Annotated in this window: 16 protein-coding genes; 8 read left to right on the top strand and 8 right to left on the bottom strand. The window is 69.6% G+C overall.

Going from position 1 to position 16,865, the window contains the following annotated elements; genetic code table 11:
- The first annotated feature begins 266 nt into the window (after nt 1–266).
- Entirely contained in the window at nt 267–1,043 is a 777-nt protein-coding gene (locus tag ASD65_RS18820) for a hypothetical protein (RefSeq protein ID WP_082561741.1), read from the top strand.
- 137 nt (nt 1,044–1,180) lie between these two features.
- On the opposite strand, the gene mnhG is transcribed toward ASD65_RS18820, so the two are convergent.
- The 7 genes from mnhG to ASD65_RS12410 all read right to left on the bottom strand — a co-directional run bounded on the left by mnhG (nt 1,181) and on the right by ASD65_RS12410 (nt 8,696).
- On the bottom strand, nt 1,181–1,537 hold the full coding sequence (gene mnhG, locus ASD65_RS12380; RefSeq protein WP_056223084.1) for a monovalent cation/H(+) antiporter subunit G: 357 nt from the start codon (nt 1,535–1,537) through the stop codon (nt 1,181–1,183).
- Nucleotides 1,534–1,794, bottom strand: a complete 261-nt coding sequence (locus ASD65_RS12385; protein WP_442922455.1) for a monovalent cation/H+ antiporter complex subunit F — start codon at nt 1,792–1,794, stop codon at nt 1,534–1,536. Before ASD65_RS12385 ends, mnhG begins: the two co-directional genes overlap by 4 nt.
- A 5-nt stretch (nt 1,795–1,799) precedes the next feature.
- Nucleotides 1,800–2,375 carry a Na+/H+ antiporter subunit E gene (locus ASD65_RS12390; RefSeq protein WP_442922440.1) on the bottom strand — a complete coding sequence of 192 codons (576 nt, stop codon included), beginning with the start codon at nt 2,373–2,375 and terminating at the stop codon, nt 1,800–1,802.
- Entirely contained in the window at nt 2,372–3,931 is a 1,560-nt protein-coding gene (locus ASD65_RS12395; RefSeq protein WP_056223088.1) for a Na+/H+ antiporter subunit D, read from the bottom strand. Before ASD65_RS12395 ends, ASD65_RS12390 begins: the two co-directional genes overlap by 4 nt.
- A complete protein-coding gene (locus ASD65_RS12400) occupies nt 3,928–4,464 on the bottom strand; it encodes a Na(+)/H(+) antiporter subunit C (RefSeq protein ID WP_056223090.1) in 537 nt (178 codons plus the stop codon). The genes ASD65_RS12395 and ASD65_RS12400 overlap by 4 nt, the downstream gene beginning before the upstream one ends.
- Nucleotides 4,461–7,463 carry a Na+/H+ antiporter subunit A gene (locus ASD65_RS12405; protein ID WP_056223092.1) on the bottom strand — a complete coding sequence of 1,001 codons (3,003 nt, stop codon included), beginning with the start codon at nt 7,461–7,463 and terminating at the stop codon, nt 4,461–4,463. Before ASD65_RS12405 ends, ASD65_RS12400 begins: the two co-directional genes overlap by 4 nt.
- Before the next feature lie 147 nt (nt 7,464–7,610).
- Nucleotides 7,611–8,696: a LacI family DNA-binding transcriptional regulator gene (locus tag ASD65_RS12410; protein WP_056223094.1), complete on the bottom strand. Its 1,086-nt coding sequence runs from the start codon at nt 8,694–8,696 to the stop codon at nt 7,611–7,613.
- Between the two features lie 60 nt (nt 8,697–8,756).
- On the opposite strand from ASD65_RS12410, the gene ASD65_RS12415 reads away from it, so the two are divergent.
- From ASD65_RS12415 to ASD65_RS12435, 5 genes are all read left to right on the top strand, one after another.
- Nucleotides 8,757–10,001, top strand: coding sequence for an MFS transporter (locus ASD65_RS12415; RefSeq protein WP_056223096.1), 1,245 nt, complete (start codon nt 8,757–8,759; stop codon nt 9,999–10,001).
- 57 nt (nt 10,002–10,058) lie between these two features.
- Nucleotides 10,059–10,754 carry an endonuclease NucS gene (gene nucS / locus ASD65_RS12420; protein WP_056223098.1) on the top strand — a complete coding sequence of 232 codons (696 nt, stop codon included), beginning with the start codon at nt 10,059–10,061 and terminating at the stop codon, nt 10,752–10,754.
- A gap of 89 nt (nt 10,755–10,843) precedes the next feature.
- Nucleotides 10,844–11,545, top strand: a complete 702-nt coding sequence (locus ASD65_RS12425; protein WP_056223100.1) for an HAD hydrolase-like protein — start codon at nt 10,844–10,846, stop codon at nt 11,543–11,545.
- A complete protein-coding gene (locus tag ASD65_RS12430) occupies nt 11,538–12,806 on the top strand; it encodes a hypothetical protein (protein ID WP_056224818.1) in 1,269 nt (422 codons plus the stop codon). Before ASD65_RS12425 ends, ASD65_RS12430 begins: the two co-directional genes overlap by 8 nt.
- 126 nt (nt 12,807–12,932) lie before the next feature.
- Entirely contained in the window at nt 12,933–15,014 is a 2,082-nt protein-coding gene (locus ASD65_RS12435; RefSeq protein ID WP_056223102.1) for a bifunctional lysylphosphatidylglycerol flippase/synthetase MprF, read from the top strand.
- A gap of 49 nt (nt 15,015–15,063) precedes the next feature.
- Here ASD65_RS12435 and ASD65_RS12440 read toward each other — a convergent pair whose 3' ends face one another.
- Nucleotides 15,064–15,270: a cold-shock protein gene (locus tag ASD65_RS12440; RefSeq protein WP_056223104.1), complete on the bottom strand. Its 207-nt coding sequence runs from the start codon at nt 15,268–15,270 to the stop codon at nt 15,064–15,066.
- A 318-nt stretch (nt 15,271–15,588) separates the two neighbouring features.
- Between ASD65_RS12440 and ASD65_RS12445 the strand changes: the two genes are divergently transcribed.
- Together ASD65_RS12445 and ASD65_RS12450 are read left to right on the top strand one after the other, a co-directional pair.
- Entirely contained in the window at nt 15,589–16,233 is a 645-nt protein-coding gene (locus ASD65_RS12445) for a GntR family transcriptional regulator (protein ID WP_056223106.1), read from the top strand.
- 27 nt (nt 16,234–16,260) lie between these two features.
- Nucleotides 16,261–16,746 carry a GNAT family N-acetyltransferase gene (locus ASD65_RS12450; RefSeq protein WP_056224820.1) on the top strand — a complete coding sequence of 162 codons (486 nt, stop codon included), beginning with the start codon at nt 16,261–16,263 and terminating at the stop codon, nt 16,744–16,746.
- Nucleotides 16,747–16,865: the final 119 nt, after the last annotated feature.

Consider the following 16,865-nt stretch of genomic DNA (forward strand, 5'->3'; position numbering starts at 1 on the left):
TGCGGTGGGCTCGCGGGAATCGGATGCGGTGGGCTCGGAGGGGACACCCAGGAACCCTGGTCTAGCGTGTACGGGTTCGCCGCGGCATCCCACCCGAGATGATCGCGACGGATGCCTCGGCACGTTCCCGTCGATCCTTGCGGCCTCCCGGCCGCTCCGACCGTGAGAGCGCCGAGGCAGACCAGCCTGCTGGGGAGCGCGTCATCGCACGCGTCCCGCTGCCCCGTCCGCGGGGTATCGCAGGGAAGCGCGACCATTGGAGCCCCGTGCGCTTTCGCACCCTCGCCCGCCTTCGCAACGTCCACCACGCGAAGCGGAATCTGACCACCGCCACCATCGCCATCGCCCTCGTCGCCGCAACGGGCATCTCCTTCGGAGCCGCCGCGAGCGCCGTGGCCGCCACTGCACCGGCCGAAACTCCCGCCGCGACCGTCGTCGCCACGGTCGAGCGGCCCATCGATCAGGATGCCGCGTTCAACGTCGTGGTCGCTTCCGCCGTCGAGAAGTCCGCCGCCGGCAAGGTCGACGCGACCACCCTGACGCAGCGCATCAGCGAGCTCGACGACTCCTCCTCCCTGCCCGACCGCTCGGTGCGCGTGCTCACGCGCCTGGTCCGCGAGTCGGCGGCCGAGGTCGCCACGGCGGTCTCCGCGTACAACGCCCAGGCCGCGGCCGAAGCTGCCGCCGCTGCAGCCGCTGCCGCACAGGCGGCCGCCGACGCACTCGCCCAGGCCAACACTCCCGACGGCGCCCGCGCCACCGCGCGTGCCATGGCCGCCTCCTCCTATGGCTGGGGCGACGCCCAGTTCTCCTGCCTCAGTTCGCTGTGGCAGAAGGAGTCGAGCTGGAACTACCAGGCATACAACCCGAGCGGTGCCACCGGTATCCCGCAGGCGCTCCCCGGCTCGAAGATGGCCTCGTCCGGCTCGGACTGGGCGACCAGCGCCACCACCCAGATCAGCTGGGGCCTGGGTTACATCGCGTCCGTCTACGGCACGCCGTGCTCGGCCTGGGGCCACTCCCAGTCGTTCAACTGGTACTGATCCGCGCGTCCGGCCGCAGCATCCGGAACCCCTCGCTCATCTCCGCGAGACTGCACCGGGACGTCGAGACCGCGGGAATCACCCGGTGTCTCGACCCCCGGTTGCAGTCTCGGCGTCTCAGCGATGCCGGACGGTCCTCAGCCGCCCGCTCCTGGCGGCGTCTCGCGGGATTCGGCGAGTTCGTCCACCAGGAGTGAGCGCTCATCGATGGTGCCGTTGCGGTACGCCTGTCGCCCCACCATGTGCGCGGACAGCGGCGCGGTCGCGAGCTGGATGAGCACGACCGGCACGAGGAATGCGACCACCGGCCAAGAGCGCAGCGACAGCGCGATCGCGAGGCAGATCAGGATGAGCCCGAGCACCTGCGGCTTGGTCGCCGCGTGCAGTCGGGTCGGCACGTCGCGGAAGCGCAGCAGACCGATCGCCGCGGTGAGGCACAGCAGGGCGCCGATCAGGATCAGCACGAGAGAAACGGTGTCCAGGATCTCGTTCATCGCTGCTCGTTGTCCCTTCTCGCGACGAATCGCGCGATCGAGATCGAGCCGAACACGCCTACGGCGGCGATGATCAGCAGCACCGGCAGCGTGCGCGTGTGGTGGTTGATCGCCATCTCGGAGCCCAGCACGCACATCACCAGCGTGAGCAGCACATCGGATGCCACGGCTCGATCCAGGATCGACGGCCCGCGCACGATCCGCACCACCGTCAGCAGCGCGGCGAGCGAGAACACGACGTAGATCGTGATGAGCATCGGGTTCACGAGCGTCCTCCCGTCGACGCCGGGGCCGCGGCATCCCGCACCTTCACGACCTGTGCGCGCGAACCCACGGCCATGACGATCCGCTTCTCCCACCGCAGCACGCCTGCGCGCTGCTTCTCGACGGCCTCCGCCGACCGGACGCCGATGATGTGCAGATACAGGATGCGGCGATCGCGATCGGCCTCGAGGATCAGCGAGCCGGGGATGAGGGATGCTGTGACCGCGACGTGCGTCATGATCAGGTCGTCGTCGGTGCGGAGTTGAACGGCGATGATCGCAGCACCCGGCTGACGGCGGAAGTCCAGCACCTGCCACGCGACGGTGAGCGATCCGATGACGAGCGCCGCGACGAACTCGACCACGAACACGAGGCCGTGCCAGATGTTGACGCGACCGGAAAGCTCCACCGGCGGGAGCCGGAAGATCCGGGTCACGAAGATCGCCGCGAGCAGGCCCGTCACGAACGCGACGACCGTGAACTGGCCCCACAGCAGCATCCACAGCGCGATCAGCCACACGAAGAAGGGCAGCTGCCGCCACAGCTGCTGCATCCGTCCGGCCTGCGGGCTCACTGCCCCGCCTCCTTCTCGAGCTGGACGAGACTGAGCGGCTCCAGCAGTGACGCACCGATGCGCTCGCACACCTCGTACAGGGGTCCGGCGAAGACCGTGAGGGCGAGAGTCACCACGACCATGCCGGCCGTCGCGGCGGTCATGATGCGCGGGATGACGCGGCGCTCCGTCTGCACTCCCGCGGGAGCTCCGCCGAGGTAGGAGATGCGCGCCTCCGTCTCGGCCGAGTCCTCCTCCTCGCGCCAGAACGCCAGGTTCCACGCGCGCATCAGCGCGTACAGCGTCAGCAGCGACGTCACGATGCCGGCCACGATCAGCACCATCATCAGCGGTGTGCCCACCGAGGCCGCCGCGTCGAACAGCGCGAACTTGCCGATGAACCCGGAGAACGGCGGCAGCCCGCCCAGGTTGACGGCCGGGATGAAGTACAGCACGGCGATCACGGGGGCCGCGCGCATCAGCCCCTTGATCTTCAGGATCGACGTACTGCCCGCCCGACGCTCGATCAGCCCGACCGCGAGGAACAGCGTGGTCTGCACCACGATGTGGTGGACCATGTAGTAGATCGTGGCCCCGATCGCCGCAGGTGTGGCGATCGCCAACCCGAACACCATGTAGCCGACATGGCTGACCAGGGTGAACGACAGGATGCGTTTGAGCTCCGCCTGTGCGACGGCACCGAGCACCCCCACGATCATCGTGGCCAGCGCCACCACCAGCAGCAGAGTGTTGACGTCGTTGTCCTGGAAGATCTCGGTCTCGGTGCGGATCATCGCGTAGACGCCGACCTTGGTCAGCAGGCCCGCGAACACCGCCGTGACCGGCGCCGGGGCGGTCGGGTACGAGTCCGGCAGCCAGAACGACAGCGGGAAGACGGCCGCCTTGATGCTGAAGGCGAGCAGCAGCATCACATGCAGCACGAGCTGCATCTCCTGCGGAAGCTCGGTCATCCGCATCGAGAGCTGGACGATGTTGACCGTTCCGAGGGCGCCGTAGATCATCGCGATCGCCGCGAGGAACAGGATCGAGGAGACGAGCGAGACGACGATGTAGACGACGCCGGTGCGGATGCGGTTCTCGGTGCTGCCGAGGGTGATCAGCACGTACGAGGCCACGAGGAGGATCTCGAATCCGACGTACAGGTTGAACAGGTCACCGGCGATGAACGCGTTGAAGATGCCGGCGGCGAGGATCAGGTACGACGGGTGGAAGATCGACACCGGGGTGTCGTCGTCGCCGTCCGCGGCGCCCTGGCCGACGGAGAACAGCAGCACCGCGAGCAGCACGATGCTCGAGACCACGACGAGCAGGGCGGCCAGCCGGTCGACGTACAGCACGATCCCGAATGGGATCGGCCATCCGCCCACGGACACTGCGATCGGCTGGTCCCCGGTGTCCACCACGTACAGCAGCACCGCGGCGATCACGAGCACCAGCGTCAGGGTGATGATCGAGACGACCACCTGGGTGCGCCGATGGCGGCCGGCGATCAGGGCGACCGCCGCCCCCATCAGGGGGAGGGCGACGAGGAGGGGAACCAGCGCGCTGACGTTCATCGGTCGCCGCCGTTCGGATCGGCGTGAGGCCGGTCTGTCGGAGCGTCGTCGCGCAGCCCGGTCACATCGCCGCTGCCGAGGATCATGATCGGCGAGGTCTCCATACCCACGAAGTCGGTGGGCAGGTCGTCCGTGTCGTCCTCGTTGTCGTCATCCATCGTGTCTTCGTCTTCGATGCCGCGTTCACGGATCGCGATGTCCTCGGCGTCGTCCTCGACGGTGTCCGCCTGGCCGAGCTGCCACGAGCGGTAGATGAGGGCCAGCAGGAACGCCGAGACCGCAAACGTGATCACGATGGCGGTGAGCGTGAGGGCCTGCGGCAGCGGGTCGGACATGTCTTCGGGGGATGCCGCGGCCCCGAAGAACGGCGCGACGCCCGGCTTGCCCATCACGATGAGCAGCAGCAGGTTGGTGGCGTTGCCCAGCAGCAGGAACCCGATCAGCACGCGGGTCAGACTGCGTTCGAGCATCGCGTACACACCGCACGCGAACAGCACCGCCATCACGACGATCAGGACGAGCGAGACGTTCATGAAGGACTCACCCCACTCTGTCGCGGAGCGGTCGTGCGCAGTGCCTGCGCCTGGCGGTCGACCTCGGCGCCGAGGCTGCGCAGCACGTCGAGCACGAGCCCGATGACCACGAGGTACACGCCGATGTCGAAGATCGTGGAGGTCACGAACTCGATGTGACCGAGGACGGGGATGTCGGCCTCGAAGAAGGCGCTGGTGAGAGGCGAGAGTCCGAAGAACAGCGGGACCACCGCGCAGCCGACGGCCAGCGTCATGCCGACGCCGAGCAGTCGTCCGGCATCCGTCGGTGCCGCCGCGCCCAGCTCGTAGCGTCCGCCTGCGACGTACCGCATGACCAGCGCCATGCCCGCCACGAGCCCGCCGGCGAAGCCGCCGCCCGGGAGGTTGTGCCCCGCGAACAGCAGGTACAGCGACACGATGATGATGGTGTGGAAGAGGATGCGGACGATCACCTCGAGCATGATCGACCGGTTCTCGGGTCGCACCCGCTGGCCGCCGACGAGCCACGCCTGCGGCTGGCGGCGACCGCCGTCGATGCGAGGGCGGATGCCCTCGTCGGTCTCGACCAGGGGGCGGCGCGTGCGGCGTGAGCCGGCAGGCAGCGGGGCGGTGAGGGTCGAGAGCGTGTCGGCGCGATGGGTGACGAAGACGAGGGATGCCACGCCCGTGGCCGCGAGGATCAGCACCGACAGCTCGCCCATGGTGTCCCACCCGCGGAGGTCGACGAGGGCGACGTTGACGACGTTCTTGCCGTGACCCAGCTCGTAGGCCAGCTCGGGGAACGACTCGGAGATCGGCTTGACGTTGCGCGCGGCGGTCGCCACCACCGCGACGACGGCCATGGTCACACCCACCGCGACGGCGATCAGCGCACGGGCGACCGGCCAGACCGAGGCGTTGTGCTCGCCCATGCGCGCCGGGATCCGCCGCAGCACCAGGGCGAACGCGACGAGCGTCACGGTCTCGACCAGGATCTGCGTGAGAGCCAGGTCGGGGGCGCCGCTGGTCGCGAACAACATGACCATGCCGAGGCCGGTGACCGAGACGAGCACGACCCCGGTGTAGCGTTTGCGCGCCCGCACGGCGATGAGTCCTGCGACGATCATGATCGGGGCCACGACCAGCTGCATCGGCGTGTGGAACAGGTCCAGCTGCGCCTTCCAGTCGTCTCCGGCCAGCAGTGCGGTGCCCTCCGCGGCGACGAAGACGATGAAGATCGTGCCGACGTACACCGGCAGCGAGCCGCGCTGCGTGAAGGTCGTGGTCACGACCGAGAGACGCGCGATGCCGCGCAGCAGTGCGTTGTACACGTCGGCCGCGGTGAACGGCAGCACGCGCATCCGCGGCATCCAGGATCTGGTGAACCAGAAGACGACTGCACCGACGGTCAGCGCGGCCAGCGAGATCCACAGCGCCGGTTCGAGTCCGTGCCAGAGAGCCAGGTGGTAGGCGTGGTCCGGCGGCGGGACGCCGGGCGTCGAGGCCGGGAGGGTGGTGGAGTACCCCTGCAGCGAGGCATCCATGATCGGAGACAGGATGCCGGCGATGACGGTGATGACGGCCAGCAGCACCGGGGCGCCGAGGAAGCCGATGGGCGGGTCCGGCCACGGCGTCGGCGGCAGGGCCGTGCGCGCGCCTCGTCCGCCACGACCGGAGCGGACGGCGTCGGCGCCGGCCGGAGTGGGTGCGGCGACCTTCTTCGTCCAGAACGCGCCCCAGAGGAAGCGGATGCCGTAGCCGGCGGTGAGCACGGAGCCCAGGGCAACACCGACCAGCGCCACGATGCCCCACACGGCACCGCCCTGAGCCTCGTTCAGAAGCGCGGTGATCGCGCCCTCCTTGGCGACGAAGCCGATCGTCGGGATGACGCCGACCATCGAGGCGACCGCGATGAACGAGGCGACCGCCATGACCGGAGCCTGGCGCCCGACGCCGCTGAGCTCGCTGATGTCGCGGGTCGACAGCTGCCGGTCGATCACACCGACGACGAGGAAGAGGGCGGACTTGAAGAGGGCATGACCGATCAGGAGCGCGAGACCGGCGAGCGCGGCATCCTGGGTGCCGTAGCCGAGCACGACGGTCAGCAGGCCCAGCTGACTCACGGTGCCGAAGGCGAGGATGCGCTTGAGGTCGGTCTCGCGCAGGGCCTGCACGCCGCCCAGCAGCATCGTGAAGACGCCGAGCGAGATGACGATGGGGCGCCACGGGGCCGCGATCGCGAACACCGGCGCGAGGCGGGCGATGAGGTAGATGCCCGCCTTCACCATCGCCGCGGCGTGGAGGTACGCGCTGACCGGGGTCGGCGCGGCCATTGCTCCGGGAAGCCAGAAGTGGAACGGGAAGATGGCCGACTTGCTCAGCGCTCCGACCAGCAGCAGGATCAGCGCGGCATCGATCACAGGTCCGGTCGGTGCCATGGCGAGGATGCCGGACAGACTCGAGGTGCCGGTCTCCACGACCATCAGCACGACGCCGATCAGCATGACCAGTCCGCCGAGCGTGGTGACCAGCAGGGCCTGGAGCGCGGCGCGACGGCTCGCTCCGCGGCGGTGGTAGTACCCGATCAGCAGGTAGGACAGGATGCTGGTGATCTCCCAGAACATCACCAGCACGACGAGGTCGTCGGTGAGCACCAGCCCGTACATGGCGCCGGCGAAGGCGAGGAGCACGGCAGAGAACTGGCCGAGGCCCTCGGTCTTGCCCCGGAAATACCAGCGGCAGTAGATCATCACGAGCGCGCCGACACCCGTGACGATCAGGGTCATCACCCACGCGAGGGTGTCCATCCGCATCGACAGCGAGATGCCGAGCGACGGGATCCAGTCGAAGGACTCGAACGGCGTGTGACCGCTCTGCACCTCGGGCGTGAGCCACAGCGTGTGCGCGAATGCCGCAACCGGGAGCAGCGCGGCGACGTAGAACGCGCGGGCGCCGATGCGGCGCACCAGCCACGGGAGTGCCAGAGGAAGGATCGCGAACGCGCCGAGGAGGATCAGCATGGCTGCAGCCTCCTCATGGTCGTCGACGGCAGCGGAACGGGATGCTGCTCAGGCGATCGGGGTGACCTTTATTCTACGGGCGGCCGTTTCGTGCCGCCGACGTTCCTGGCCCCACACCGCCCCGCGAGATCACGAAAAGTGCTCGATCTAGGCCCCGAATGCGGCCACTTTCCGCGATTTCGCGGGCTGATCGGGGGCGGGGCCGGTGGTGTTGCCCTCCCGGAATTCGCACGTGAAGAGGATGGATGCCGCATCCCGGCCCTCGAGCATGGCGGCCACGGCCTGCCCCGCCGCACGCCCCTTGTCCGTCGCGGGCTGCACGAGGGTGGTCAGCACGTATGGCGCCAGGCCGTCGACCACGATCCCGTCGAAGCCGGTGACGCTGAGGTCCTCGGGCACGCGCAGTCCCGCCTCTTCGGCGGCGCGCAGCACCCCGGCCGCGAGCAGGTCGCTCTGCGCGATGATCGCGGTGGGCCGGTCGGCGGGGTCGGCGAGCAGCACCCGACCGGCGGCGAGCCCCTCGTCGATCGAGCTCTTGACCGCGGCATAGGCAGGGGCATCCGGGAAGATGTCGCGCGCGCCGCGCAGCCGATCGCGGGTGACGTCGACCTCGATGCCGGACTCGTCGACGATAAGACCGGGGATGCGCGCCCTGTCCTTCGGCAGCGACACGATCGCGACGCGCGCGTGGCCGAGCGAGCGGAGGTGGCTGGCCGCGTGCCGCTGCGCCTCGCGGTTGTCCAGACGGATCTGCGGGATGCCCTCGCCCGCATCGCCCTCGATCACGACGACCGGGATGCCGCGACCCCTGAGGATCTCGAGCGACTCGCGCATCCGACCGCTGCAGCCGATCAGCACTGCGGCATCGAGCGGCGCCGAGGTGACCGTCGGCTCGACGCCCGCGGGGCCATCGTCGCGCAGCAGGAGCAGTCCGGCCCCGAGCGCGGCGACGCCGTCGGTCAGGCCGTCCATCACGAGGATCTTCACCGGGTCCTGGAACGCGGCACCGAGGTGCTCCTCGAAGACGACCCCGACGATGCCCGAGCGCCCGCGCCGCAGCGAGGCGGCACGCGGATCCGGGCCGGTGTAGCCGAGCGACTCGGCGGCGTCCAGCACACGCCGGCGCGTGGCATCCGACACCGGCGTCTTGCCGCTGAAGACGACCGACGCCGTCGACGGGGATACGCCCGCCTGGCGGGCGACGTCGAGGATGGTGGCTCTGCGGGTGCTCATCGAGATTGATCGTACTCGGGGCAATTCCAGGCGTCGAATCGATTCGAGTACGCTTTCTCCATGGACTCCACGCTCACTCGCTCTCAGCTCGTCCGTTGGCGGACCGCGATCTTCGCGATCTTCCTGGCCAGCGGACTGTCGATCGCGACGTGGGCGTCGCGCGTGCCGGCGATCAAGGTGCAGCTCGACATCTCCAACTCGGAGGTCGGACTGCTGCTGCTCGCGGCCGGAATCGCGTCGATCATCGGGCTCTCGCTGAGCTCGGTCATCCTGGCGCGAGTCGGTGCCCGCCGCGGCATGCTCGGGGCGATGCTCGTCTTCGCGGCCGGTGTGGTCGTGGTCGGGATCGGGACGGATGTCGCGCACTCCTACGCGCTCGTCGCCGTCGGCCTCGCGATGTTCGGACTGGGCAACGGCGCCGTCGACGTGATGATGAACGTCGAGGGCGCAGCGATCGAGAAGTACTCGGACCGGACGATCCTCCCGCTGTTCCACGCCTTCTTCAGCTTCGGCACCGTGATCGGCGCCGCACTCGGCTTCCTCGCCATCGCCTGGAACATCGACGTGCTCGCGCACACCGCCATCATCACCGTGCTGATCGTGGTGATCGCCCTCGTGAGCATCGCCAACGTGCCGCGCCGGGACGTCGCGATGGATCCGGAGGACCCGCACGCCGCCGTCCCGGCCTCGACGTGGCGGGATCGCCTGCGCCTCGCGCTCTCACCGTGGAAGGAGGCGCGCACCTATGCCCTCGGCGTGATCATGCTCGGCATGGCCTTCGCGGAGGGCGGGGCCAATGACTGGCTCGCGCTCGGGGTGGCCGAGGGCCACGGCGCCGGTCAGGCGCTGGGCGCCGCGGGGCTCGCCGTGTTCTCGGTCAGCATGACCGTCGTCCGCATCGCCGGCGGCCCGCTCGTGGACCGGTTCGGACGTGTCGCCACGCTGCGTGTGCTGGCGGTCACCGCCACCGCGGGACTGCTGCTGTTCATCCTCGCGCCGAACATCCCGCTCGTCTTCGTCGGTGCCGCGCTGTGGGGCGCCGGAGTCTCCCTCGGCTTCCCGCTCGGCATGTCCGCCGCAGCCGATGACCCGGCAAAGGCCGCTGCGCGAGTCAGCGCGGCTGCGACGATCGGGTACATCGCGTTCCTCGCCGGACCGCCCCTCCTCGGCTTCATCAGCGACCACATCGGGCTGCTGAACACCTTGTACATCCTGGTCGGCCTGATCGTGGCATCCGGTCTGGCCTCCTCCGCCGCGAAGCCCATCGCCGGCTCGACGGTGGGCGCCGGCCACCCCCACGACTGATCCGGTCCGAGCGCTCACGCGGGGCCGGCCCTGCGTGAGCGCGGGTAGGCTCGTCGGGTGCGTCTCGTCATAGCCCAATGCTCCGTGGACTACGCGGGGCGTCTCAATGCGCACCTGCCGCTGGCCACCCGCCTGCTCGTGCACAAGGCCGACGGCAGCCTGCTCGTGCACTCCGACGGCGGCTCCTACAAGCCGCTGAACTGGATGAGTCCGCCGTGCTCGCTGACGACGGAGATCCCGGATGACGAGGCCATCGCCGACGGTGTCGTCGAGCAGTGGCGGGTCACGCACGGGAAGTCCGGCGACACGCTGCTCGTCCGCATCCACGAGATCATCCACGACTCCGCGCACGAGCTCGGCGTGGATCCCGGGCTCATCAAGGACGGCGTCGAGGCCGACCTCCAGCGTCTGCTGGCCGATCAGGTCGGCGTCATCGGCGACGGCCTCACCCTCGTGCGCCGCGAGTTCCCCACCGCGATCGGTCCGGTCGACCTGCTGCTGCGCAACCCCGAGGGCGGCACCATCGCCGTCGAGGTGAAGCGCCGCGGCGACATCGACGGCGTCGAGCAGCTCACCCGCTACCTCGAGCTGCTCGGTCGCGACCCGCACCTCGCCCCCGTCACGGGCGTGTTCGCCGCCCAGGAGATCAAGCCTCAGGCCCGCGTCCTGGCAACGGACCGCGGCATCCGCTGCGTCACGCTCGATTACGACGAGATGAAGGGCATCGACTCGGGCGCCCCGCGCCTGTTCTGACAACCTCGCTTCACTTGCCCTGAATGTACGGGCTTCCCCGCGCGTCGCGAGCATGCAGACCGGATGGGGGCAGCCCGTAGGCTGAGGGCATGCCGCACCGATCCCCCTGGTCCTGTGTTCTGTGGGATGTCGACGGCACTGTGGTCGACGCCTCCGAGGGGATCCTCCGCCGCCTCGGCATCGCGATGCGGCACTACGGGCACCCCGAGGTCACGACCGCCGAGCTCGTGCACTGGATCGGTCCGCCGATGTTCGAGACGTTCCAGAAGCAGCTCGGCATGACGCCGGAGCAGGCCACCGAGGCCGTCGCGTTCTACCGCACGCTCGGGAAGCAGGACGGCTACACGACCGGCGCCCGCCTCTACCCCGGTGTGGGCGAACTGATCGCCGATCTCGATGCCGCGGGCGTCCCGCAGGCGACGGCCAGCTCCAAGCCCGAGGTGCAGGTGGTCGCCCTCCTCGAGCACTTCGCACTCACCCCGCACTTCGCCGCGATCGTGGGCGCCGACGAAGACAAGAACCTCCGCAGCTCGAAGGCGGACGTCATCGCCGAGGCATTGCGCCGCCTGGAGCGCGCCGGTGTCGACACCAGCCGCCCCGTGCTGATCGGCGACCGGCACCACGACGTCGAAGGCGGCGCGATCCACGACGTCCCCGTCATCTTCGTGCACTGGGGCTTCAGCTGGCCGCACGAGGCCGAAGGCGCCCAAGCCGCGGTCGCCACGATCGAGGAGCTGCGGAGCCTCCTCCTGATTCCGGATGCCGACACCGAGGGCGACCGCGATGCCTGAGATCGTCGCCTCCATCCTGAGCTGGCTCGTGCCGGCTCTGGTGGTGTTCGGCGTCACCGCGATCGCACTCACCGCGATCTTCTGGGCCGCACGGCGCGCGCGCCGCTCACCCCGTGCCCGTGCCGCGGCCGAAGCCGAGCGCACGCGCGCCGGCGTCGCGCTGGTCGCGCTGGACGATGCGATCGAGGAGGCCGACCTCGAGGTCGAGCTGTCCGGCGCACTGTACGGGGGCGATGCGCCGCCGTCGCTCCGCCGAGCGCGGATGACCGCTCAGCATGCGCGCGACCAGGCGTTCGAGGACTACCGGGCGATCTCCTCCGACACCGCGGCCCTGCCGCAGGACATCGAGCGCACGTCCGCCCGCATCCGCTCGCGCGCCGACCAGGCCCTCGGGGTGATCGCCCGTGCGCGCGACGAGCACACGGAGTGGGTGCGTCGCAACGTCACGGCGCGCGACCAGGTGACCGGCGCGACCCGCCGCCTCGCCGGTCTGCGCGAGTCGATGGGCGACCCGGGCGCGCTCGTCAGCGACCTCTCGACCCGCTTCGACGAGAGCGAGTGGAAGGATGCCGCGACCGCGGCGAACGCAGCCGTCACACAGGCCAACGCCGCAGCACGCCTGCTCGCCACCGCCGCCGAGCGTGCCGACGATCCGAGCCGCACCGCCCTGCCCGAACTGGCGCAGGCCGAACGGGCGCTGCGCGGGGCACAGTCCGAGGCGCGCACGCTCGAGGAGCGGCACCGACTCGTCACCCAGGCTTCCGCCGCGCTTCCCGGTGAGTTCGAGGCCGCGCATGCGGCGCTGCGCCAGGCGCGGGTAACTCGCGAAGGACTCGAGCCCGTCGACGCCGACCGACTCGGCGCGGCGATCCGCGAGGCCGACGCCGCCTTGGCCGCGCTCGAGCCCCACGCGGACCGACGCCCCACCGCGACGATCGATGCCATCGCCCGCATCCGCGATCGGCTGGACATGGCCCTCGGCGACGCCCGGACGGCGCAGCAGCGGCTCCGCGGGGCACGCACAGCGCTGCCCGGGACGGTCGCGGCGGCGCGCAACGCGATCGCGCAGGCCGAGGCATCCGTCGCCCACGCGCACGCCGGCGCCGACGCGCGGGTGCGACTCGCCGCCGCGCAGGCCGAGCTCGCCGGAGCCCGCCAGTCGCAGGACCCGGTGGAGGCACTGGATGCCGCACGACGCGCGATGCGGCACGCCGAGGACGCCCAGGCGCTGGCCGCGTACGAGCGGCTCAGCGGTCGCTGACGCCACGCGCGACATCAGCCGAAACCTCGCGAAGCTTCCGCCCGACCCCACCGCACCCCCACCCGACTCCCGCCGCGCCCGACGCACCCGCCCACGCGCGACGGAACGCGCCGCTATCGTGAGGGCGTGACTGACACCGCCGCGCGAACCCGCTCCCCGCTCCTGACGGTGCTCTCGAGGATTCCCGCGACGCTCTCGTTCATCGGCGTGCTGCTGGTGGTCGGGGTGGTGTGGGGAGGTCTGTGGTCACCGTTCGAGGACAACCCGCTGTTCCCGTATGTGGCATATGGACTGCCGGCCCTGCTCGAGGGCCAATGGTGGACGCCGGTCACCGGCACCTTCTTCGTCAACCAGCCGTGGGTGTACCTGTTCACGATCTCCGGCTTCTTCGGCATGGCCTACCTCGAGCTCAAGCGCGGCTCGCGCGTCGCACTCGCGTACTTCAGCCTCGGGCAGCTGTTCGCGATCTTCAGCACCGCGCTGCTCCTGTGGGTCGGCTCGCTGCTGCCCTGGCCGTGGGCACAGGCGGAGGCACTCCTGACCGACGTCGGGCCCTCCGGCGGAACGATGGCGTGCATCGCCGCCGCCATCGGCCTGCTCGTGGCCCCCTGGCGCGTGCGCGCCTGGCTCGTACTCATCGCGTTCGTCTTCATCGCGATGCTGTTCTGGGGCGCGCTGGCCGACGTCGAGCACGCGATGGCCGTCGGGCTGGTCCTGTTCGTCGACCGTTCGCTGCGCATCCAGCGCACCACGATCCGCGAACAGCGCCTGATCGCCTTCATCGCGATCCTGGTGCTGGGGGCGACCCAGATCATCACGCTTCTCGTCCCCACGAGTGGACCGTTCGGCGCCACCGAGCCGGCGTCCGGCGGGTTCATCGACGTCGCCATCGACACCGCCGTCATCCTGATCGTCGCGAACGGTCTGCGGCGCGGTCGCCGGTGGGCCTGGGTCGTGTCGCTGATCCTGGCGATCTTCAACATGCTGATCGGCGCATTGCTGGTCGCGGTCCTGGTGATCGCCCGCCAGCTCGGCGAGACCGACATCTCGCTCGACGGCGACCCGAGCCTCGCGATCGCCACGGCCGTGCTGTGGATGCTCCTGTTCATCTACCTGATCTGGGTGCGCAAGGCCTTCCGCGCCCACCGCAAGGCGACCCTCGGCGCGACGGCTCCGCCCGACATCACCGAGGTGAAGGACGACATCCGTCGTTTCGGCGGCGGCACGCTCTCGTGGATGAGCACATGGGACGGCAACAGCTACGCCCGCACCTCGACGGGGCTCGTCGTCTACCAGCGTCGGGCCGGCGTCGCGATCGTCCTGGCCGATCCGCTCGGTCCCGAGGAGGGCCGCGACGCCTCGGTGCGCGAGTTCATCCAGATGGCCGAGCGCGCCGGCCTCATCCCGTGCTTCTTCAGCTCTTCCGACGCGACCAAGGCCGCCGTACCCTCCACCTGGCGCAGCCTCGTGGTGGCCGACGACACGATCGTCGACCTGCCCGGGCTACAGTTCACCGGCAAGCAGTGGAATTCGGTGCGGTCATCGCTCAATCGCGCCGGGCGCGAGGAGATGACATTCCGGATGACGCATCTCAAGGACGAGACGTGGGGCATCCAGCAGCAGATCCGCGCCATCTCCGAGATGTGGGTCGGCGACAAGGGGCTCCCCGAGATGGGGTTCACTCTCGGCACGCTCGTCGAGGCGGAGGACCCGGAGGTGCGCCTCGCGCTCGCGCTCTCCCCGCAGGGGGATGTCGACGGGTTCCTGTCGTGGCTTCCGGTCTACGGTCCCGGCGGAGCGGTGCGGGGCTGGACGCTGGATCTGATGCGCCGCCGTGACGGCGGGTTCGGCCCCGTGATGGAGTACCTCATCGGATCGTCGGCGCGCCAGTTCTCCGAAGAGGGCGCCGAGATCATGTCGCTGTCGGGGGCTCCGCTGGCGCACGACTATCCGCCCGGTGCCGGCATGATCGCCGAACTCAGCGAGAAGCTCGCCGACGCGCTCGAACCGGTCTACGGGTTCCAGTCGCTGCATAAGTTCAAGCAGAAGTTCAACCCGCGATACGAGACCATGTATCTGCTGTTCCACGACGAGGCGGACCTCACGCGGATCGGCGCGGGGCTCACTCGCGCGTTCCTGCCGAACGCGACACTGCGTCAGTTCGCCAGTGCCGGGCTCGAACTCGTGCGCGGCACAGGCAAGGACTGAACGCGCGGTCCCCGCCACAACGGTGTGCGGGGACCGCGCGTGACCGATGCTAGATCGGTCGGATGTTCTCGGCCTGGAGACCCTTGGGGCCCTGCGCGACCTCGAACTCCACGCGCTGGTTCTCCTCGAGGGAGCGGTAACCGCTCGCCTCGATGGCGCTGTAGTGCGCGAAGACGTCCGCGCCGCCGTCATCGGGGGCGATGAAGCCGAAGCCCTTCTCGGAGTTGAACCACTTGACCGTGCCCTGGGTGCTCATTGCATGCCGTTCTGCTGAGGAAACCGCGCCTCCTGCGCGGATTTCCCCACGGTAACGAAAACCACCGACCGCGCGCACCCGGTGCTGACGGATGGTGACACAAATGTTGCATGAGCGTTCGAGCATGCGCCTACAACCATTCGACGCCCGGGCCTCGGGCTTTCGCTCCATGGCCCGGGCGTCGACGGATCCCCCCGGATAGGCCACGCAAAGCGTGACAGCGCTCATTCTACCGATATATCAGTTCGGTGACGGTTTGCTGTGAGCGGATTTCTGCGGCTGTCCGCTCCGCGCGCGCCACGTACGCTGGATTCCCTCATGAGCACCGCAGCATCGTTCGCGCCCGTCGATCCGACCGGGGCGATCCTCGGCGACGAGGTGTACGAGCGCTTGGGCGACGCCATCCTCGACGGGCGCCTCGCCCCCGGTGAGCGACTGCGCGACGTCGAGCTGGCGACGTGGCTCGGGGTGTCCCGGACACCCGTGCGCGAGGCGCTGCAGCGTCTGGAGCGCATCGGTCTCGTCGAAGTCGCCGCCAACCGCTACACCCGAGTGTCGAGCCCGTCCGACGCGGTCCGCGACGACACGCACGAGTTCGCGGCCCTCTTTCTCGGCAATGCGGTCAGCCTGGCCGTGCCGCGGTGCTCCGATGAAGCGTTGGCGGATGCCGTGGCCATCGTCGACGACATCGTCGAAGCATCGCGAGCCGACGATCATGGAGAGATCATGGCCGCCAGTGCGCGCCTGTTCGTGCTGATCGTGAACGCGACCGAGAATGTGGCGTTCCAACGGGTCATGCAGGAGGGCGACGTCGCCATCCGTCGCAATCTCGGAGGGTGGCATCCGAGCATCGAATGCCCGATCGAGCGCACCACCGAGTACGTCGCGTTCCGGGAGGCCGTTGCGACCCGCGATGGAGCTCTGGCCGAGGCGACCCTGCGGCGCATCCACGGCTTACGCTGAGCCGCGCCGATCGCTAGCGTGGGCTTCGTGGCCCATATCGAGCTGCGGGACCTCGACGACGACGACCTCGACGCGATCTTCGAGATGATGCGCGACCCCGTCTCGGTCGAGCGCGCGGCCTTCACCGCCGCCGATCCGGAAGACCGCGCAGCGTTCGACGCCTGGATCGCGCGCGAGCGCTCGAGTCCGGATGTGTCGATGTGGGTCGTCACCGAGAACGGCGGATTCGCCGGCACGGCCGCCCTGTTCACCGTCGACGGCGACCGCGAGGTCACCTACTGGATCGCCCGTCACGGCTGGGGGCGCGGTGTGGGCACGACCTCCCTGCGCCTGCTGGTCGCGCGCGAACCGGAGCGCCCTCTGTTCGCGCGCTGCGCGGCGCACAACCTCGCCTCGCTCGCCGTCCTGGCCAAAGTCGGCTTCACCGAGGTGGAGCGCGGCTCGGCATTCGCTCCGGGTGTCGGTCGCGAGGTCGACGAGATCGTCCTCACCCTCGTACCGACGCTGGAGTAGTCCGGACGCACCCCGCTGCCGAGGTCTAGGGCGGCGGTACTCGGCGTACTCGGCGACCTGTCTTAGGGTTGATGGGGATACCCTACCCCCCTAGGGTATTAACGGTTGTAGCCGGGGCG

The sequence above is a fragment of the Microbacterium sp. Root61 genome (genome assembly GCF_001427525.1).
GTDB lineage: Bacteria > Actinomycetota > Actinomycetes > Actinomycetales > Microbacteriaceae > Microbacterium.